This is a genomic window from Enterococcus sp. AZ071 (assembly GCF_050499065.1).
In the GTDB taxonomy this organism is placed as follows: Bacteria; Bacillota; Bacilli; order Lactobacillales; family Enterococcaceae; genus Enterococcus_A; species Enterococcus_A ferrettii.
Window position 1 is genome coordinate 1,100,422 of the sequence record NZ_JBIPAS010000002.1, and the last position, 17,383, is coordinate 1,117,804.

19 protein-coding genes and 1 other annotated feature (1 of these 20 cut by a window edge) are annotated in these 17,383 nt (G+C 40.4%); of the genes, 17 read left to right on the plus strand and 2 right to left on the minus strand.

Going from position 1 to position 17,383, the window contains the following annotated elements; genetic code table 11:
* Positions 1-40: a binding site (T-box leader), on the plus strand; it begins 186 nt to the left of the window's first position.
* Between the two features lie 322 nt (positions 41-362).
* The 14 genes from trpE (at position 363) to IGI49_RS23835 (ending at position 13,917) form a co-directional block, all read left to right on the plus strand.
* Positions 363-1,724, plus strand: a complete 1,362-nt coding sequence (gene trpE / locus IGI49_RS23770) for an anthranilate synthase component I (protein WP_429965166.1) — start codon at positions 363-365, stop codon at positions 1,722-1,724.
* On the plus strand, positions 1,721-2,299 hold the full coding sequence (locus IGI49_RS23775; protein WP_429965165.1) for an anthranilate synthase component II: 579 nt from the start codon (positions 1,721-1,723) through the stop codon (positions 2,297-2,299). The genes trpE and IGI49_RS23775 overlap by 4 nt, the downstream gene beginning before the upstream one ends.
* Positions 2,283-3,296, plus strand: a complete 1,014-nt coding sequence (gene trpD, locus IGI49_RS23780) for an anthranilate phosphoribosyltransferase (RefSeq protein WP_429965164.1) — start codon at positions 2,283-2,285, stop codon at positions 3,294-3,296. Before IGI49_RS23775 ends, trpD begins: the two co-directional genes overlap by 17 nt.
* Complete coding sequence (gene trpC, locus IGI49_RS23785; protein WP_429965163.1) at positions 3,296-4,054, plus strand: indole-3-glycerol phosphate synthase TrpC; 759 nt, start codon at positions 3,296-3,298, stop codon at positions 4,052-4,054. The genes trpD and trpC overlap by 1 nt, the downstream gene beginning before the upstream one ends.
* Complete coding sequence (locus IGI49_RS23790; protein ID WP_429965162.1) at positions 4,051-4,668, plus strand: phosphoribosylanthranilate isomerase; 618 nt, start codon at positions 4,051-4,053, stop codon at positions 4,666-4,668. Before trpC ends, IGI49_RS23790 begins: the two co-directional genes overlap by 4 nt.
* The gene (gene trpB / locus IGI49_RS23795) at positions 4,646-5,839 is read left to right on the plus strand and encodes a tryptophan synthase subunit beta (RefSeq protein WP_429965161.1); all 1,194 of its coding nucleotides are present in this window, start codon (positions 4,646-4,648) and stop codon (positions 5,837-5,839) included. Before IGI49_RS23790 ends, trpB begins: the two co-directional genes overlap by 23 nt.
* Complete coding sequence (gene trpA / locus IGI49_RS23800; RefSeq protein WP_429965160.1) at positions 5,836-6,621, plus strand: tryptophan synthase subunit alpha; 786 nt, start codon at positions 5,836-5,838, stop codon at positions 6,619-6,621. Before trpB ends, trpA begins: the two co-directional genes overlap by 4 nt.
* Before the next feature lie 180 nt (positions 6,622-6,801).
* Positions 6,802-7,863, plus strand: a complete 1,062-nt coding sequence (locus tag IGI49_RS23805; protein ID WP_429965159.1) for an ABC transporter permease — start codon at positions 6,802-6,804, stop codon at positions 7,861-7,863.
* A gap of 11 nt (positions 7,864-7,874) precedes the next feature.
* The gene (locus tag IGI49_RS23810; RefSeq protein ID WP_207704512.1) at positions 7,875-8,564 is read left to right on the plus strand and encodes an ABC transporter ATP-binding protein; all 690 of its coding nucleotides are present in this window, start codon (positions 7,875-7,877) and stop codon (positions 8,562-8,564) included.
* Positions 8,565-9,194: 630 nt separating this feature from the next.
* Positions 9,195-10,001, plus strand: a complete 807-nt coding sequence (locus IGI49_RS23815; RefSeq protein ID WP_429965158.1) for a MetQ/NlpA family ABC transporter substrate-binding protein — start codon at positions 9,195-9,197, stop codon at positions 9,999-10,001.
* Positions 9,994-10,818 carry a DUF169 domain-containing protein gene (locus IGI49_RS23820; protein WP_429965157.1) on the plus strand — a complete coding sequence of 275 codons (825 nt, stop codon included), beginning with the start codon at positions 9,994-9,996 and terminating at the stop codon, positions 10,816-10,818. The genes IGI49_RS23815 and IGI49_RS23820 overlap by 8 nt, the downstream gene beginning before the upstream one ends.
* Complete coding sequence (locus IGI49_RS23825; protein WP_429965156.1) at positions 10,805-11,776, plus strand: methionine ABC transporter ATP-binding protein; 972 nt, start codon at positions 10,805-10,807, stop codon at positions 11,774-11,776. Before IGI49_RS23820 ends, IGI49_RS23825 begins: the two co-directional genes overlap by 14 nt.
* Positions 11,769-12,425, plus strand: coding sequence for a methionine ABC transporter permease (locus tag IGI49_RS23830; RefSeq protein ID WP_207704516.1), 657 nt, complete (start codon positions 11,769-11,771; stop codon positions 12,423-12,425). The genes IGI49_RS23825 and IGI49_RS23830 overlap by 8 nt, the downstream gene beginning before the upstream one ends.
* Before the next feature lie 79 nt (positions 12,426-12,504).
* A complete protein-coding gene (locus IGI49_RS23835) occupies positions 12,505-13,917 on the plus strand; it encodes a C69 family dipeptidase (RefSeq protein ID WP_429965155.1) in 1,413 nt (470 codons plus the stop codon).
* Positions 13,918-13,967: 50 nt separating this feature from the next.
* On the opposite strand, the gene IGI49_RS23840 is transcribed toward IGI49_RS23835, so the two are convergent.
* Positions 13,968-14,483, minus strand: a complete 516-nt coding sequence (locus IGI49_RS23840) for a hypothetical protein (RefSeq protein WP_429965154.1) — start codon at positions 14,481-14,483, stop codon at positions 13,968-13,970.
* 271 nt (positions 14,484-14,754) lie between these two features.
* On the opposite strand from IGI49_RS23840, the gene IGI49_RS23845 reads away from it, so the two are divergent.
* A complete protein-coding gene (locus IGI49_RS23845) occupies positions 14,755-15,264 on the plus strand; it encodes a ClbS/DfsB family four-helix bundle protein (RefSeq protein WP_429965153.1) in 510 nt (169 codons plus the stop codon).
* A gap of 12 nt (positions 15,265-15,276) precedes the next feature.
* Entirely contained in the window at positions 15,277-15,468 is a 192-nt protein-coding gene (locus tag IGI49_RS23850) for a DUF6440 family protein (protein WP_429965152.1), read from the plus strand.
* Between the two features lie 138 nt (positions 15,469-15,606).
* Here the strand turns inward: IGI49_RS23850 and IGI49_RS23855 are convergent, their stop codons facing one another.
* A complete protein-coding gene (locus tag IGI49_RS23855; RefSeq protein WP_429965151.1) occupies positions 15,607-16,623 on the minus strand; it encodes a C45 family autoproteolytic acyltransferase/hydolase in 1,017 nt (338 codons plus the stop codon).
* Positions 16,624-16,771: 148 nt separating this feature from the next.
* On the opposite strand from IGI49_RS23855, the gene IGI49_RS23860 reads away from it, so the two are divergent.
* Positions 16,772-17,383, plus strand: a complete 612-nt coding sequence (locus IGI49_RS23860; protein ID WP_429965150.1) for a TetR/AcrR family transcriptional regulator — start codon at positions 16,772-16,774, stop codon at positions 17,381-17,383.

Sequence of the window (17,383 nt, forward strand, 5' to 3'; positions counted from 1 at the left end):
GCATATATTGAGGTGGCACCGTGGATTAACCGCCCTCAAATTGGATAGTTGTCCGATTTGAGGGCTTTTTTTATTAATAAAAATCAGAAACAAGAGAAGTAGTTTGGAAAACGAGAAGGTACAGAAAGCTTCCAGTGATGAGAATGAAGCACTTTTCACCAAATGAATGGACTTGTTGGAGCATCCTTGAACACGGAGTAGGGGATGACGGGAACTCCCGTTATAGAGAAAGATTGTTGTTAGACAATCGAGAGAGACATGCTTTTTTAAGCATATGTTGAGGTGGTACCGTGCAAAATGCGCCCTCAAGCTAGACCATTGTGTCTAGCTTGAGGGCTTTTTTCTTTGAAAGGGATGAAAAAATGAAGATTGTAAAAAAATTGAGTGCTGATTGTTTAACCCCCGTTTCCTTATATTTCCGTTTAGGTGGGGAGTCTAAGTGTTTGTTAGAAAGTATTCCTAGGGATTCAGAAAGTAACCGTTATTCGCTCTTAGCTTTCAATCCGGTACATCATATCCAGTTTCAATCTGGGGAGTTTCAAATTGATAAAAAACATTATGCCTGCAGCGATCCTCTAAAAGAACTGGAAAAATATGTTTTGAAGGAAGAAACAATTGAAGGGCTGCCTTTTGAAGGCGGAGCGATTGGCTATGTTGGGTATGACATCGCTGCTCTCTATGAGGATTTAGGCGAGGTTCCCGAAGACGTTTTGGAGCTGCCGGATATGCAATTTTACTTGTTTGAAACGTTCGTGATTTATGATCACCAAAAGCAGACGCTGAATATCGTAGCCAGTGATTTGTACAGCAAATGTGGTGAAGCAGCCTTGCAGCAGCGAATTACTGAAATTGAGAAAGAGATTTTTACGCTCCAGAGAACGGAGAATGATCCCTTAGAGCCTATTCAGTTAAGCTTTACCAGTAACTTTACTCAATCAGAGTACGAAGCCGTGGTGGAAAAAGCTAAGCAGCATATTCGTGAAGGTGACTTATTTCAAGTTGTTCCGTCGCAACGTTTATCAGCTGATTTTCCAGTAGATCCTTTTCATTATTATCGTCAGTTGCGGGTAACAAATCCTTCAGCTTATCTTTACTACTTGCCATTTCCAGATGTGACAGTAATAGGAAGTTCGCCGGAAAGTTTGGTAAGAGTAAAGGGGGATATCGTCACCACCAATCCAATTGCTGGAACGCGGCGACGGGGATTAAATGAAACGGAAGACGATCATTTAGCGGAAGAATTAATTAATGATGAAAAAGAGATTGCTGAACATCAGATGCTGATTGATCTAGGACGTAATGATATCGGTAAGATAGCCGAAATTGGGAGTGTTCATGTTCCATTGTTTATGACGATCGAGCGCTATCGCTTTGTCATGCATATTGTATCCCTAGTCGAAGGAAAATTAAGACCGGATAAAACAACGATGGATGCGTTGAAGTCTACTTTGCCAGCTGGAACAGTTAGCGGTGCGCCGAAGATTCGAGCGATGACTCGGATCTACGAGTGGGAGCCAGTTAAACGCTCTATCTACGCAGGAGCGGTGGGTTACCTATCCTGCGATAATCAAGCCGATTTTGCCATCGCGATTCGTACGATGGTTGTCAAAGATAAAAAAGCTCATGTACAAGCTGGTGGTGGCGTTGTCTATGATTCCGATCCTACCAGTGAATACCTGGAGACGTTGCAAAAAGCCAAAGCCTTATTGGAGGTAGGAAAATGATTTTATTAATCGACAATTATGATTCGTTCACCTATAACCTGGTTCATCAATTTAACCATGATGAATTGGTTGTTGCTAGAAATGATGCACCTGATCTATTCGAGCTGGCTGAAGAAGCTGACGGTATTGTACTTTCACCAGGTCCAGGCAGGCCCGAGGAAGCAGGGTTGATGGAAGAAGTGATTCGCCGATTTTATCGGGACAAACCGATTCTAGGCATTTGTTTAGGGCATCAGGCAATTGGCGAAGTCTTCGGTGGGAAGGTAGTGGCAGCTCCGCAGATTATGCATGGCAAACGCTCAACCATTTTCTTTAAATCAAAAGGCTGCTTTAGAGAAATTCAAACACCGCTGGAAGTGATGCGGTACCATTCATTAATGGTTGCCAAAGAAAAATTTCCAGATGCACTAGAAATCGTTGCGGAATGTGACGATTGCATCATGGCACTACAGCATAAAAAATATCCCGTTTACGGGCTGCAATTTCATCCGGAATCGATCGGTACTGAGAAAGGTCAACAGCTGATTGATCAATTTGTAAAGGAAGTAGGAGAAAGACATGCAAACACTATTTGAAAAAGTTTATCAAGGGCAACATTTAACAACGGACGAAATGATTATTATTTCTACTAATATTTTTGAAGGACAATTAAGTGATATTCAAATCAGTGCGTTATTGGTTGCCTTGAAGCTAAAAGGAGTCACCTCTGAGGAATTGACAGGTTTAGCTACCATCATGCAAGGCGAGGCTGAAAAAATGTTAACTCCGCCTAAGGGTGTCATGGACAACTGCGGTACAGGAGGAGACCACTGCAATAGTTTCAATATCAGTACAACCGCAGCTTTTGTTTTGGCCGGTGGGGGTATTCCCATGGCTAAACATGGCAATCGCAGTATTTCCAGTCGTTCAGGCAGTGCAGATGTGTTAGAGACTTTAGGCATCAATTTAACGGTTTCGCCAGAAAAAATCGATTATTTATTACGAGAAGTAGGTATCGCCTTCTTGTTCTCTCCAGCTATGCATCCAGCAATGAAATATGTAATGGGTATCCGGCGGGACTTAGCTACACCAACCATTTTCAATTTAATTGGACCAATTATTAATCCATACCATTTAGATAATCAATTGATGGGTACTTTTGCTGGGGATTCATTGGTGGAAACGGCGGAAACATTAGGAAAAATGGGGCGGAAGAAAGCGATTGTCGTTCATGGCGCTCATGGGATGGATGAAGCAAATCTAGCCGGAACAACTAACTGTGCGATTTATCAGGAGGGAAAAGTCTCTAGCTTCTCGTTTACACCAGAAGAGTATGGTTTTAAGCAGGCACCAATAGAAGCAATCGTTGGTGGTGAAGCGCAACAAAATCGGGACATTTTATTATCGGTCTTACGTAATGAAGCTTCGGTTTATTACGACACAATTTTACTAAATGCTGGTTTAGGCTTTTTGGCCAGCGGCAAGGTAACAACGCTGGAAGCTGGGATAGTTGAAGCAAAGCATTCTTTATCTTCTGGTGCTGCCATGGATTGTTTACAAAAATTAGCACAAGAACAGAAGGCGGTGGCTTAATGGATTTCTTAGCAACGATTTTAGCAAAAAAAGCTGAAGAGGTCGCTCAATTGCCAGAGTCAGAAGTACAAATAGAGACTAAACGCCCGTCATTTTACCAAACTGTTAAGGACGCACCGGCAACGGTTCATTTAATCGGAGAAATCAAACGAGCTTCTCCTTCTAAAGGAGATATACGAACAGATGTAGATATTTTGGCTCAAGCGAGGGCTTACGAAACTGGTGGTGTTAGTGCCATTTCGGTGTTGACTGATGAAGTATTTTTCAAAGGAACAATCGATGATTTAGAAGCGGTGGCACAGGTCGTTGAGCTGCCAATTTTATGCAAGGATTTCATTATTGACGAACGACAATTGGTTCGAGCAAAAAATGCTGGCGCAAGTATTGTTTTATTGATTGTCGCTGCTTTGACAGAAAAACGATTGGCTGAGCTTTTCCAGGCAGCAAAAACGATCGGATTAGAGGTGCTGGTGGAGACCCATAACCAACAGGAATTGGAGGTGGCCCATCGTATCGGCGCTAAAATCATTGGTGTGAATAATCGGGATTTAACTACCTTTGAAGTAACGATTGCTACAAGTGAAGCATTGGCTCAGCCGTCTAACGACCGAGTGTACATTAGTGAATCAGGCTTTAAAAACGGCGAAGATGTCCAACGGATTGCAAAAGATTACCAAGCTGTTTTAGTAGGTGAGACCTTAATGCGCTCAGATAATATTTCAGAAAAAATCAAGGAATTGCGAGTGAAGCGGACATGACCCAAATAAAAATTTGCGGGTTATCAACACGAAAAGCGGTAGAAACTGCAGTCAACAGCGGTGCCGATTATTTAGGCTTCGTCTTTGCCAAAAGCCCAAGGCAAGTAACACCAGCGCAAGTTAAAGAAATTACCTTAGATCTGCCGACGAACATTAAAAAGGTAGGAGTGTTCGTTTCTCCTAGTCAAACAGAGGTGGAGGCAACTATTCAAGCAGCAGGCTTAGATCTGGTACAAATTCATGGTGAGCAACTATCAGAAGTGCTGAGTGTTCCAATCATTCGGGCAGTCAGCATCCGCAAATCGTACCCATTGTTTGAATCAGGAAGTGAAGACTACTTATTATTAGATGCACCTCCGACAAAATACATGGGGGGAAATGGGGAAGTCTTTGATTGGCAAGCAGTCAATCCAGCCGAGCTGCAACAAGAAAGACTGTTCATTGCCGGAGGCTTAACCCCAGAAAATGTCGCAGCCGCTATACACTATTTTCAGCCATTGGTAGTAGATGTTTCCAGTGGAGTCGAAACGGATGGAGAAAAAGATCATAAGAAGATAACTGCCTTTTGCCAAGCAGTGAAGGAGGAAACCGATGTATCAGCAACCAACGAATAAAGGATTTTACGGTGAATTTGGTGGACAATTCGTTCCAGAAACCTTAATGTATGCCGTCCAAGAATTAACTGAAACCTATGAAAGCTCCAAAACCGATCCCGAGTTTCAAAAGGAATTGGCGTATTATTTAACGCAGTATGTGGGAAGAGAAAATCCTTTGTATTTTGCAGAACGCTTGACCGAGCAATTAGGCGGTGCCAAGATTTATCTCAAACGTGAAGATTTAAACCATACGGGTGCTCACAAAATTAATAATGCCATCGGTCAAGTATTATTAGCCAAACGGATGGGCAAAAATAAAATTGTAGCTGAAACGGGAGCTGGACAACATGGGGTTGCCACAGCGACTGCCGCTGCTTTGTTCGGTATGGAATGCACCATTTTTATGGGCGAGATTGATGTGAAGCGTCAGGAATTAAATGTTTTTCGTATGGAGTTGTTAGGAGCTACTGTTGAAAGTGTTACTTCAGGTAGTAAGACGTTGAAAGATGCTGTAAATGAAGCACTGAGATATTGGGTAGCAAATGTAGAAGATACCCATTATGTTATGGGATCAGTTTTAGGCCCGCACCCTTTTCCAGAAATTGTACGGGATTATCAAAGTGTGATCGGTCAAGAAGCACGCCGTCAAATTTTAATTGCAGAAGAAAGACTGCCGGATGTAGCACTGGCTTGCGTTGGTGGCGGTAGTAATGCAATGGGATTGTTCTATCCTTTTGTTGAAGACGAAACTGTTCGATTGATTGGGGTAGAAGCGGCTGGAAAAGGTGTCCACACGGATGAACATGCCGCACCGATTACCCAGGGAGATATTGGTGTATTGCACGGAGCACGGATGCATTTGCTGCAGGATGATGATGGGCAAGTTATTGAAGCCTATTCCATCTCAGCTGGTTTGGATTATCCTGGTGTTGGGCCTGAGCATTCTTACCTGTCCAGTATTGAGAGAGCGGAATATGTCACTATTGATGACGAAGAAGCTGTGGAAGCTTTTCATCTGCTGTCTCAAGTGGAAGGTATTATTCCCGCTCTAGAAAGTTCTCATGCGATTGCTCATGTGATGAAACTAGCACCGCAAATGGAAAAAGATCAAATTATTGTTCTGTGCCTATCCGGTCGGGGCGACAAAGATGTTCAACAAATTAAGGATCGAATGGAGGCAGAAAAATGAAAACCTTGACCACCTATTTAAGTAAAAAAGCGGAAAAGCAAAAATTATTTGTTCCTTACATTATGGCGGGAGCACAGGGATTAGATGCCTTGCCGGATGAAATTAATATGTTAGCTAAAAATGGTGCTACTGCCATCGAAATTGGCGTTCCTTTTTCTGATCCAGTAGCAGATGGCCCGATCATTCAAGAAGCAGGTCTGCGGGCTTTGGCTAGGAAAGTTACTTTGAAAAAGATTATTCAGCTGCTTCAGCAATTTGATTCGCCAGTCCCTCTGATTTTTATGGGCTACAGCAATTCCTTTTTCCATTATGGATTAAAAAATCTGGCAGAGGATTTAGCCAATACCGATGTAAAAGGATTTATTATTCCCGATTTACCTTATGAGCACCGCGATTTAGTTTTGCCCACCTTTGATGAAGCAGATTTGGCTTTACTTCCGCTAATTTCATTGACTAGTCCGCTGGAACGTATTCGGACGCTGTTAGCTGAAGCGGAAGGATTTGTCTATGCGGTAACGATTAACGGAACAACCGGAACAGGTAAGAATTATCGTGAAAATCTGGATGAGCATCTGGCATTAATTACTAAGGAAAGTAAAATTCCTGTTTTAGCAGGCTTTGGTGTTTCGAAACGGACACATGTTGAGCGTTTCAACGATTGCTGCGATGGTGTAGTTGTAGGCTCAAAGATTGTCCAAACTTTGCAGGATAAAGGAGTAAAAGAAACAGGAAAATTAGTCAATTCTTTAACCAAACCCTTAAAGCAGGCTAGTGCTATCTAGAGAAAAAACTTAGGATATTCGTACCGATGCCCAAAGGTTAGATCAACGATCTAGCTTCTGAGCATCGTTTTTTATTGGAAAGCAAAAATCTTAAAAATGTATCTTCTAAGCAGGATATTTCTATTTCTAAAAAATTCGTGTTACCTTGATTTTATCAAGTGATAAGTGGAGGTCTTTTTTATGTTTTTGGCAATTAATGAAATTCGCCATTCAAAATTACGATATACCTTAGTAATGGGCGTGATGTTTTTGATCGCTTACTTAGTTTTTTTCCTAACTGGTTTGGCCTACGGGCTTGCTCAGGACAATCGTACAGCTGTAGATAAGTGGGATGCAGACAACATTTTATTAAACGAAGAGGCAAACAATAATTTGAACATGTCAATGATTCCATTAAGCACCTTCGATGATGTTAAGTCAGATGAAAAAGCCTATCTGGCTCAAACAGCAGGAGTCATAAAAGGGGACAGCGGAGAAAAGATTGATGTCAGCTTTTTTGGAATTGACAAGAACCAGTTTATTGCTCCCAAGTTGATAGATGGTGAAATGTTTTCGTCCGATGATGAAGCAGTTGCAGACAGCTCATTGCGAGATCAGTACGATATCAAATTAGGCGAAACGGTGAAAATGGCTGGCAACGAGAAAAAATTGAAAATTGTTGGCTTCACCGACAATGCCAAATTTAATGTTGCGCCAGTGTTGTATACGACCATTGGTGCCTATCAGGAAATTCGGTTTGAAACAACAGGTACTGTTGAAAATACGCGAATTAATGCCATCATTACTCGTGGAAATGTTCAAACCATTCCAGATGATTTAGAAGAAACCAGTATCAGCTCTTTTATTAATGAGCTTCCTGGCTATAGCGCACAGGTCTTGACCTTTGGCTTTATGATTGGGTTCTTGATTGTAATTGCAGCAATTGTCATCGGTATTTTTATCTACGTCCTAACGATGCAAAAATCGGAGATCTTTGGTGTCATGAAAGCGCAGGGGATTTCCAGTCGGTACATCTCGTTTTCCGTGATTGCTCAGACCTTTTTACTGGCAACAGTCGGTGTAGCAATAGGATTGTTGGCGACACTAGGTACTAGTCTTGTCCTGCCAGAAGCTGTACCATTTCAGGTCAATATCTTGTTCTTTGGAGGCATCAGCGGGTTGATGATTCTAATCGCAATGGTGGGTGCTTTCTTCTCGGTACGTACTATTGTTAAAATCGACCCACTAAAAGCAATTGGATAGGAGGAATAAAAATGAGTGCAATTGAATTCAAACAAGTAACTAAATCTTTTAAGGATGGCGATTCAACAATTGAAGCCTTGAAGGAAACGAATTTTTCGGTTGAAAAGGGTGAATTTGTGGCAATTATTGGTCCCTCCGGTTCTGGGAAAAGTACCTTTTTAACCCTTGCTGGTGGCTTACAATCCCCTTCCTCTGGTGAAGTTTTAATTAACGACGAACCGTTTAGCGACAAAAAGGAAAAAGAACGGGCAAAATTACGCTTTAAAGAAATTGGCTTCATTTTGCAAGCTTCTAATCTTGTTCCTTTCTTAACCGTGCAGAAACAGTTGAAATTAGTGGACAAAGTCAGTAAAAAGGCCAACACTAAAGTAGCAGAAAACCTTTTTGAACAATTAGGCATAGAAAAGCTGCAAACAAAATATCCTGAAGAACTTTCTGGTGGCGAACGCCAACGTGTGGCGATTGCTCGGGCATTATATCATGATCCAACAATTATTTTGGCCGATGAACCAACTGCCAGCCTGGATTCCGAGAAAGCTTATGAAGTAGTAGAGATACTCGCTAAGGAAACCAAAGATAAAAACAAAGCAACAATTATGGTGACCCACGATACTCGGTTAGTAGATTATTGTGATCGAATTCTAGTCATGAAGGATGGGAAGCTGACCGAACAGTCGAAAGATGAAATAAACGCTGAATAAAGATAAAAATAAAGCCTCGTAATGAACAGAGAAATACTGCTCATTACGAGGTTTTTAATGATGAAAGAAAGTACTGAGTCAGTACCGATTTTGGAAAAAGTTTCTTTAGTGTTGATATCAGTCAACGCTGTAATACAGTCAACTATTCTGAGACCATTGATTTGTCTTTATGACATCGACTTACGATTGTTCATAACAACTATTCACTATAAACCAGTGCTTTATCACAGAAAGCTTCTGAAAGGATGATTATGAATAAATCGACAGATCAAGTGAAAACTATTACTCACGGTCTGATATTTATCGTACATTCGGTGTAATGTGGTTTGTATATCACTTTTTCCTTCTTTTTTATTTTCGGTTAAAAAATTTGTTGTTATTGCCAGAGTTTTTGGTCTATACTTGTGAAAAGACGTAAAGTTTTTGGGAGGTGGAAAAAATGCGTAAATTTCAACGGTGAGTTTGAAACAGCTTAGGTCTTAGAGTTTCTAAGCCGGCGAAAACCAATTTTTCCTCCAACCATTCGACTATAAATGTGATCGTTGTCACATAATCGACGGTTTGCGAGGAGGGCATGCTTATTTAAGTATGTTTATTTTTGTGACTAAAAAAAGAAACGGAGATTATGGGATGAAAAAAAGTACAATAATTTTAGGATTAGCAGCTTTATTATTATTAGCGGGGTGTGGATCACAAACCAAGGAAGCAACAGAAACAGAAAAAAAAGATATTAAAATTGCTTGTAATCAAGTATCAATCAACTCATTGGAAGCAGCCAAGGCAGCGATGGAAGAAAAAGGCTACAAACCTGAATTTGTGACTTTTTCTAACAATATCGAAGCGTTGCAAGCGGTTAATGATGGCAATGTTGATGCTTCATTTGCGCAGCATGAACCATTTATGAAGTCTTTCAACAAACAAAAAGAGGGCAAGCTAGCGATGATGACACCACATGTCTACTATACCGGGATTGGATTGTATTCTACAAAGTATGATGCAATTGACCAATTGCCAGAGGGAGCACAAATTGCGATAATGAACGATGCAATGAATCGCGATAATTCACTGTTGATGATGCAAGATGCTGGATTGATCAAGCTGACTGATGAGAAGGATTCTGGTTTTACCGCATTAGATATTGTAGACAACCCTAAGAAGTTCGAATTTGTAGAAATTGAACAGGCTCAAACAGTTCGTAGTTTAGAAGATTTAGATGCAGCAACATGCTTCTTTACCTTCATGTTCAATTCTGGCGAGGATTACAAAGACTATTTGATCCGGGATCAACATGCAGAAGATTTTCCGATCAGTTTGATTGTTCGCGATGAGGACAAAGACAGCGACTGGGCTAAAGACATCAACGCCTCATTCACTACGAAGGAAAGTAAGAAAGGCATAAATGATCATTTCAAAGGAGTCTTCACTTTTTATGAGTAATTTTAATGAACTCAATAAGCGTTTAAACTATTTGCTGAACTTGGAACGCCAGGCTGTAGGTATTACCTTTTTGCACTCTAAAGAAGATTTTCAGCAGCACCCGGCACCAAAGTACCCCAAGATGATTCCTTATTGCGGTGCTGTCCAAAAAGCAACCATGGGCGAACAAATGAAGTTGGATTTAAGCAACTTTGCTTGTCCAGCTTCAGCAGTGGCCATGGGACTGGTGGATAATGATGAATATAGTGCGAGCGGTGAAAAACACGCCAACATGAAAGTCTACAAGGATATTGAAGTCAGTAAGCAGGTAGCAGATGATATGGTCTATTGTCGTGAAGCTTCCTATGGGATTGCGATTGAACCGATTGAGACTTGGACGAAAGCGCCGGATGTAGTTTTGCTGATCACTGTTCCTTTTAACGCGATGCGAATCCTCCAAGGAAATGCCTATCACTATGGACAGGTCAAACAGATCAAAATGACTGGTATGCAGGCACTGTGTCAGGAGGGAACTTCTTATCCCTTTGAAACAAATGAAATCAATGTTTCTATGATGTGTTCAGGAACCCGTTATGTGGCCCGCTGGAAAGACGAAGAGTTATGCATTGGCATTCCTTACAATAAATTTGAAAAGGTAATTGTCGGACTGGAGCAAACCTTAAATCCAATGGAACTATTGGAGAAAAAACGACAGATTATTAAGAAAACACAAGAAAATGACGAAGCTGAATTCTATGATGTTCGTAAAAGGGATAATTATTTTCGCGGAGCATACCAAGGTGTGAAGCGGGCGGGTCGAGTACATGATCAGGATTGAAAATTTAATCAAAACCTTTGATCAGCAGCCGATTTTAAAAAATGTTTCCTTAACTATCGAAAAAGGCGATATTTACGCGATTCTAGGAGTGAGTGGTGCTGGAAAATCTACTCTGCTTCGTTGCATCAATGGTTTGGAACGATTTGATCAAGGAAAGCTGTTTATTAATCAGCAGGAAAGTGCGAAGCTGTCAGAAAAAGAGTGGCGTATTTTACGAAAGAAAATTGGGATGATTTTCCAGGGGAACTCCTTAATGGAGCAGTTAACAGTTTTTCAAAATGTAGCGTTACCTATGACATGTAGTGGTTATTCAAAGGAAGCTATTGCTGCTAAGGTCAATCAGCTTTTGAAGGAAGTTGGTATTTTAGACAAAGCCGACATGAAGCCCAAACAATTATCAGGAGGACAAAAGCAGCGGGCGGCAATTGCCCGGGCCCTAACCTTGGACCCTGAAATTCTGCTGTGTGATGAGGCCACTTCCGCACTGGATCCCAGTATCACTAATGAAATTGTTGATTTGTTGCGGCGTTTGAATCAAAAATACCAATTGACGATTGTAATTGTTACTCATCAGGTAGAGGTAGTTAAACGAATTTGCAATAAAGTGGCCGTTTTAAGCAACGGAGAGATTGCTGATCAAGGCGAAGTAAAACAAATTTTCTTGGATCATTCGCCCATTTTGGAGACGATTGTAGGAGAAAATCACCAGCCAATAACAGTGAAGAGTGGCCATTTTATGCTGAAAATAGTGGCGGATTTGCAAAAGATCGATGTTCTGCAAGCTCTTCATCAGCAAGATATCCAAAACTATCAAATACTGCATACGCAAACAGAGCGCTTTCGTGATGAAGAAATAGCAGTATTAACACTTATTTTACCGGCAAGTGAACAGAGTAACGTGCAAAAACTAAATGATACCTCCATGATTCAGTATCAGATAGGAGAAGTCCATGAGTAATGACGTATTGATGACCCAAGTATTATGGCCGAATTTTATCAGTACCTTGATCATGGTCGGCTGTTCGGCTTTACTGTCAACAGTGTTGGGTTTTTTACTGGCTACTGTTTTGATAGTGACCAATAAACAAGGCTTGAAGCCGAATCCTTCTGTGTATCGGGTATTGGATTTTATAATCAATGTGGTTCGTTCTTTTCCGTTCATCATTTTGATGGTAGCTTTGATGCCGGTAACTCGTTCCTTAGTAGGGACTACGATTGGGACCACTGCCGCGATAGTTCCCTTAACCTTCGCTATGGCTCCTTATGTGGCACGGCTATTTGAGAACAATATGCTGGAAGTAAACCCGTATACAGTAGATGCAGCGAAATCTTTTGGAGCCAGCAATACTCAAATTATTTTTAAGGTCCTTTTAGTGGAAGCTTTTCCTAGTTTAATTTCTAGTTTAACCTTAGCAATTATCTCCGTATTGGGTTATACCGCTATGGCTGGAACCGTCGGAGCTGGTGGTTTAGGTGCAGTTGCCATAACCTATGGCTATCAGAATTTTGATGACCGAGTGATGTACAGTACAGTTCTTATTTTAATTGTTTTTGTTCAATTAATTCAGGTAATTGGCAGTCGTTTGTATAAAAAATTGAAGGCTTAGCGTTATCTGGTTATTGGTTTGTACTTTAGCATCAAAGTGCTATAGTAGAAATAGATGAACAAGAGGAGAGTGTTTCATTATGCAAAGAAGAACAGGTTCTTGTACGACTATTTTGGTGGGAAAGGACGCCTCGATTAATGGCTCCACGATTGTCGCCCGTAACGACGATGGTCATGAAGCACTTGATCCCCAACGCTTTGTGGTAGTAACTCCTGACAAGCAGCCGAGACGCTATCAATCGATTATCAGTAAAGTGACGATTGATTTGCCAGACAATCCATTGTGCTACACCTCGACTCCTAATGCCATTTTAACTGATGGAATTTGGCCCGCTGCCGGTATAAATAGTGAGAATGTTGCGATGTCTGCTACTGAAACGATTACTACAAACCCACGTATTCAAAGCATTGATCCCTATGTAGAAAACGGAATCGGCGAAGAAGATATCGTGACCTTAGTTCTACCTTATATTCGCAGCGCTCGTGAAGGAGTTATGCGCTTGGGGGAATTACTGGAAGAATATGGCACCTATGAGCCAAATGGAATTGCTTTTTCAGATCAACAGGAAGTTTGGTGGCTGGAAACAATCGGCGGACATCATTGGGCTGCGATTCGAATTCCTGATGATGCCTATGTAGTAGCACCTAATCGAATGAATATTGATGAGTACGATTTTAATTCAGAAGATACTTTATACTCCTCTCATTTACCTGACGTGATTGAGGAATACCAATTGAATCCTGATTTTGTGGGAGTTAATCTGCGCCACATTTTCGGCAGTGCGAGCATTAAGGACACCGTTTATAATAATCCGAGAGCCTGGTATGGTCAAAAATACTTTACTCCAGCTATTGAACAGGACCCTATGGACCATGATCTGCCATTTATTTGCCGGGCAAACCGCAAAATTACGGTAGAGGATGTCAAGTTTGTTTTAAGTTCTCACTTTGAGAACACCGTATATGATCCTTACGGAAGTGGAACTGAAGCAGAAAAAACGTTGTTCCGCCCAATCGGAATTAACCGTAACCATAGCGTACACATTTTAGAACTACGCAACCATGTGCCTGACCAACTTGCTGGAATCCACTGGTTGGCTTATGGTGCAAATACCTTTAATGCAGTTGTACCGTTTTATGCCAATGTTAATGACACTCCTGCTAGTTTCCGTGATGCTGATGGAACCTTCGATATGACGAAAATGTATTGGTTAAGCTGTACAACTGCTTTGCTTGGAGACAATGACTACGATATGTATGCAGACTTCCGTAATACGTTTGAATTACAAGCCATGAGTGCTTACCATGCGATTCAATTAAAAGCTGAGAATGAGATTTCTGAAATTGAAGGATCGGAAGAACAGCAGGCTTATTTGGAAAAAGTTAATGAAGAGCTGGCAGAAGCTGCCATGGAACGTGCTACCAAACTTTTAGGAGACATGGTAATTTTTGGTTCAAATCATATGAAGCTGCGCTATAACCTAAACGACTAAATTCAATCAAAAAACGGTGAGGAGTAGATTCTCACCGTTTTATTGCGTTATTAATGATAAATGATCCCATCAGGTGATGCCAGATATTGTGGGATAAACTGCTCGGCAGCTGCAGCAAATTCCTTATTTTGAAATCTTTCTAAAAAATAAGCTAAAATAAGCTGGTAATCCTTGGTATGCTTTTCTACTTCAGGTTGATTATCAAAAGCTAAAACCTTCATGAAAAATAATTTCTCCAAAGAGATCACTTTACAGTGTTCATACTCAATGGCACCCGTTGCCAGAAAAGCATAATCAAACCGAAAGATGCTTCGCAAAAACTCATAAGATGCTACTGATAAAAACCTGTCACCCCACTTATCTTGCTGATTTTCAGGGTGCTTAGCTGCTAATGCCTGATAGTCTTCCTCTGCAACTATAAAATCAATGTCATTTCCGTGTTTACGAATACCATAATATTCCATAGATAAACCACCAATCAAGAGTGGTTTTTCCCTAAAAGTGATTCCGGCAATCGATAAATCAATTTCTTTAATAAGCTGTTCATTTTCAATTTTTTTAAACATGGTACTTTCTCCTTTATTTTGTAGTTAATAAAAGACAAAGTCCAGCCGGGTAGTTTGATTTAATAGCTTCATACAAATGTTACCCGCAGACTTTGTATGAAGCTATTACAATTACGAGCCTCATGGGATCACTCCTATTTTTAATTAGTCATTATAATCAGCTTATCACAGGCAAATTATTCTATCAAACAAAAAAATATTTATGAAATCGCTTGCTTTTTATAGTATGATTTTATTAGAGTTATTTAAGAAAAATGAAGGAGGCGGACAGGTGAAAGAGTATGAAAGCAAAGAGGCGTTAATTGCTGAGATCGAGAAAACTTCGAGTAAGTATATCGAGGAATTTGCAGACATCAATGAAACAGATGCTAATAAGCGGATTGAGGGAGTTGATCGTACTCCTTACGAGAACTTAACTTATCAATTAGGTTGGCTAGCTTTGATTGATCAGTGGGAACAAACCGAATTAGCAGGGAAACCCTTAGAATTGCCAGCACCGGGAATTAAATGGAACAAGATGGGACCGCTGCATGAGCAGTTTTATGAAGTTCATCGAGGCCAATCTTTAGCTGAACTAACGGGATTGTTTAATCAAGCAGTGAAGGATTTAATTACGTGGATCAATTCATTATCGGACGAAGAATTGTTCCAGTCCGGTGGTCGTAAATGGGCACAATCCACTGCTTCCAACTGGCCGGTTTGGAAATGGGTGCACATAAATACTGTAGCACCATTCAAATCTTTTCGAACAAAAATAAGAAAATGGAAGAAAGAACTGTAAGGAGGAGAAGCAATGGCAAAGGACAAAAGATTTGTAAAGGTATATAGTCAAGGTACTGCAGACATAGTAGCTATTCTTGTTGATAGAGAAACAGGTGTGAACTATGTTGCTACGAAAATGGGTTATGCTGGTGGGTTAACAGTCCTCGTGGATCAAGAAGGCAAACCGGTGATTACACCTAAAAATGAAATACCTGAGAAGTAATTCTTTATAAAAGCAGCATTTGGCACAGGCAGCATTTTAGAAACTTGTAAAAATCCTTTTGGTTAAAAAAAACTATCCGAACCTTACTGCTAAAACGTCAAAGTGTTTCATTCAGGTTCGGATAGTTTGATGTCCTATTTAGTCTTTTTGTTTAGGCCAAACGTCTTTTTTAAAGGGACTATTAGCTGGATTTCCAGCAGTACGATAAACTTGGGATGAGTCGAGATCGTAAACACAAGACCATACCGTATCCTTACCAGTGCTGCGGTCATAATCGCACATAAATCCGTAATCTCCAGCCAATAGTTGCTGGGCTTTTTTTATGTCAACTTCGGCAGCATATTCTTTGAGATATTTACGCATCGTTTCGTATCTTTCTTCTGCCCTCCAAGTATCCTCAGGTAATCGATTGTGTTTAATCATTCCCGGAGTATTAAACATATTAGTAGCAATCAAATAGCTTTCAGCTTCATCCAAGGAATAAATCGCTGTTTGATCAGGACTCAGTTCAACTAAAATCCCCTCAGCATTTGCATCTCCGATTACTAAAGTGCCAGAGCCCGCGTGAGGAATTTCGCTTATCAATTTTGCTGCCTCGTGGACGGTTCTGCATTTCTCTAAAACCAAACGCAGTAACATCCCCACATTTAACCCAGCCTGAACCTTGTAAGGAGCAACTGAGGTTAAGGCAATAGATAATCCATGCTGGTTAATGCCATCCTCCATTTCTACAAATGCTGTGGTATTACCCAAAAAATTAAAGCCTTCATTAGCGGTAAATGTGTAAGAGGTGTTTAGGCACTGTTCTTCTGTGAAAGTTAAAAAGTCGCTATTTCGTCCTAAGAAACATCCTTGTCGGTTTTTCACAATAAAACTGGAGCAGTGGGAGCCTGGCATCAGGCAATACATTCCAAACAAAGCAGCCTGCAATGGTTGTACAGAAATTTCCTGACCATCGGCAATGCCTTGAATTTCAGCAAGTATTTCTGGAAAATATTGTTGGTAAACAGGTAAGCAGGTTTTGATAAATTGACTTCGCTGTTCGTCTAACTCAAACGGAATCATGTCTAGCAAGCATAGATTATTTCGTTTTAATTCGGTACCGAAAGTACGACCGATAGAGTAATGATCACCTTGAAAATTCAGTTGTTGCATGTTTGTTGCCTCCTAATTTGTATTAGGATGTCGACGTCCTTACATTCAGTCTAATAGAATAAAAATTTATAAGCAATTGAATAATATGAGAATCGTTTTCAATTTTTTATTGACAAGCTAACGATCATTAGCTTAGGAGGTTGATAGGGTGAAAACAGCAGATAAGATTTTAGAAGAAGCCTTAATATTGTTCTCTATTCATGGTTATCAAGGTGTTTCTATTGAAATGATAGCTAAAGCAGTAGGAATCAAAGCAAGTTCTTTGTACAAGCATTACAGAAATAAGCAAAGTATTTTTGAGGGAATTTTTACTATGATGAAAGACCGTTATCAGGGACAAGAGAAACTACTAAATAATCCTCAGGGAGCTGAAGAGGTACAACATTTTTACCAGCAGCTTCAACCTGACCAATTGGAAAAAATTAGTGAAGACCTGTTTCTCTATTTTATCAAGGATGAAAAAGAGGCGAGATTCCGTCATTTATTGATTATTGAGCAATTCCAAAATCCATATATTGGTGAGATTCTCCACCAGCGCTATTACAAAGAGCCTCTACTTTTTCAAAAAGAGCTGTTTCAGAGCATGATGGATGTTGGTGTTTTCAAAGAAGGCGATGCCAAAATAGCTGCACTGCAATTCTTTTCACCAATTATTATGTTATTAAACTGTTGTGAACAAGGGGGGATATCTGTCGAAGAAGCTCTAGCTGAACTACGCAAGCATGTTCAAAAGTTCCGTCAATTATATAGCAAAGAATAA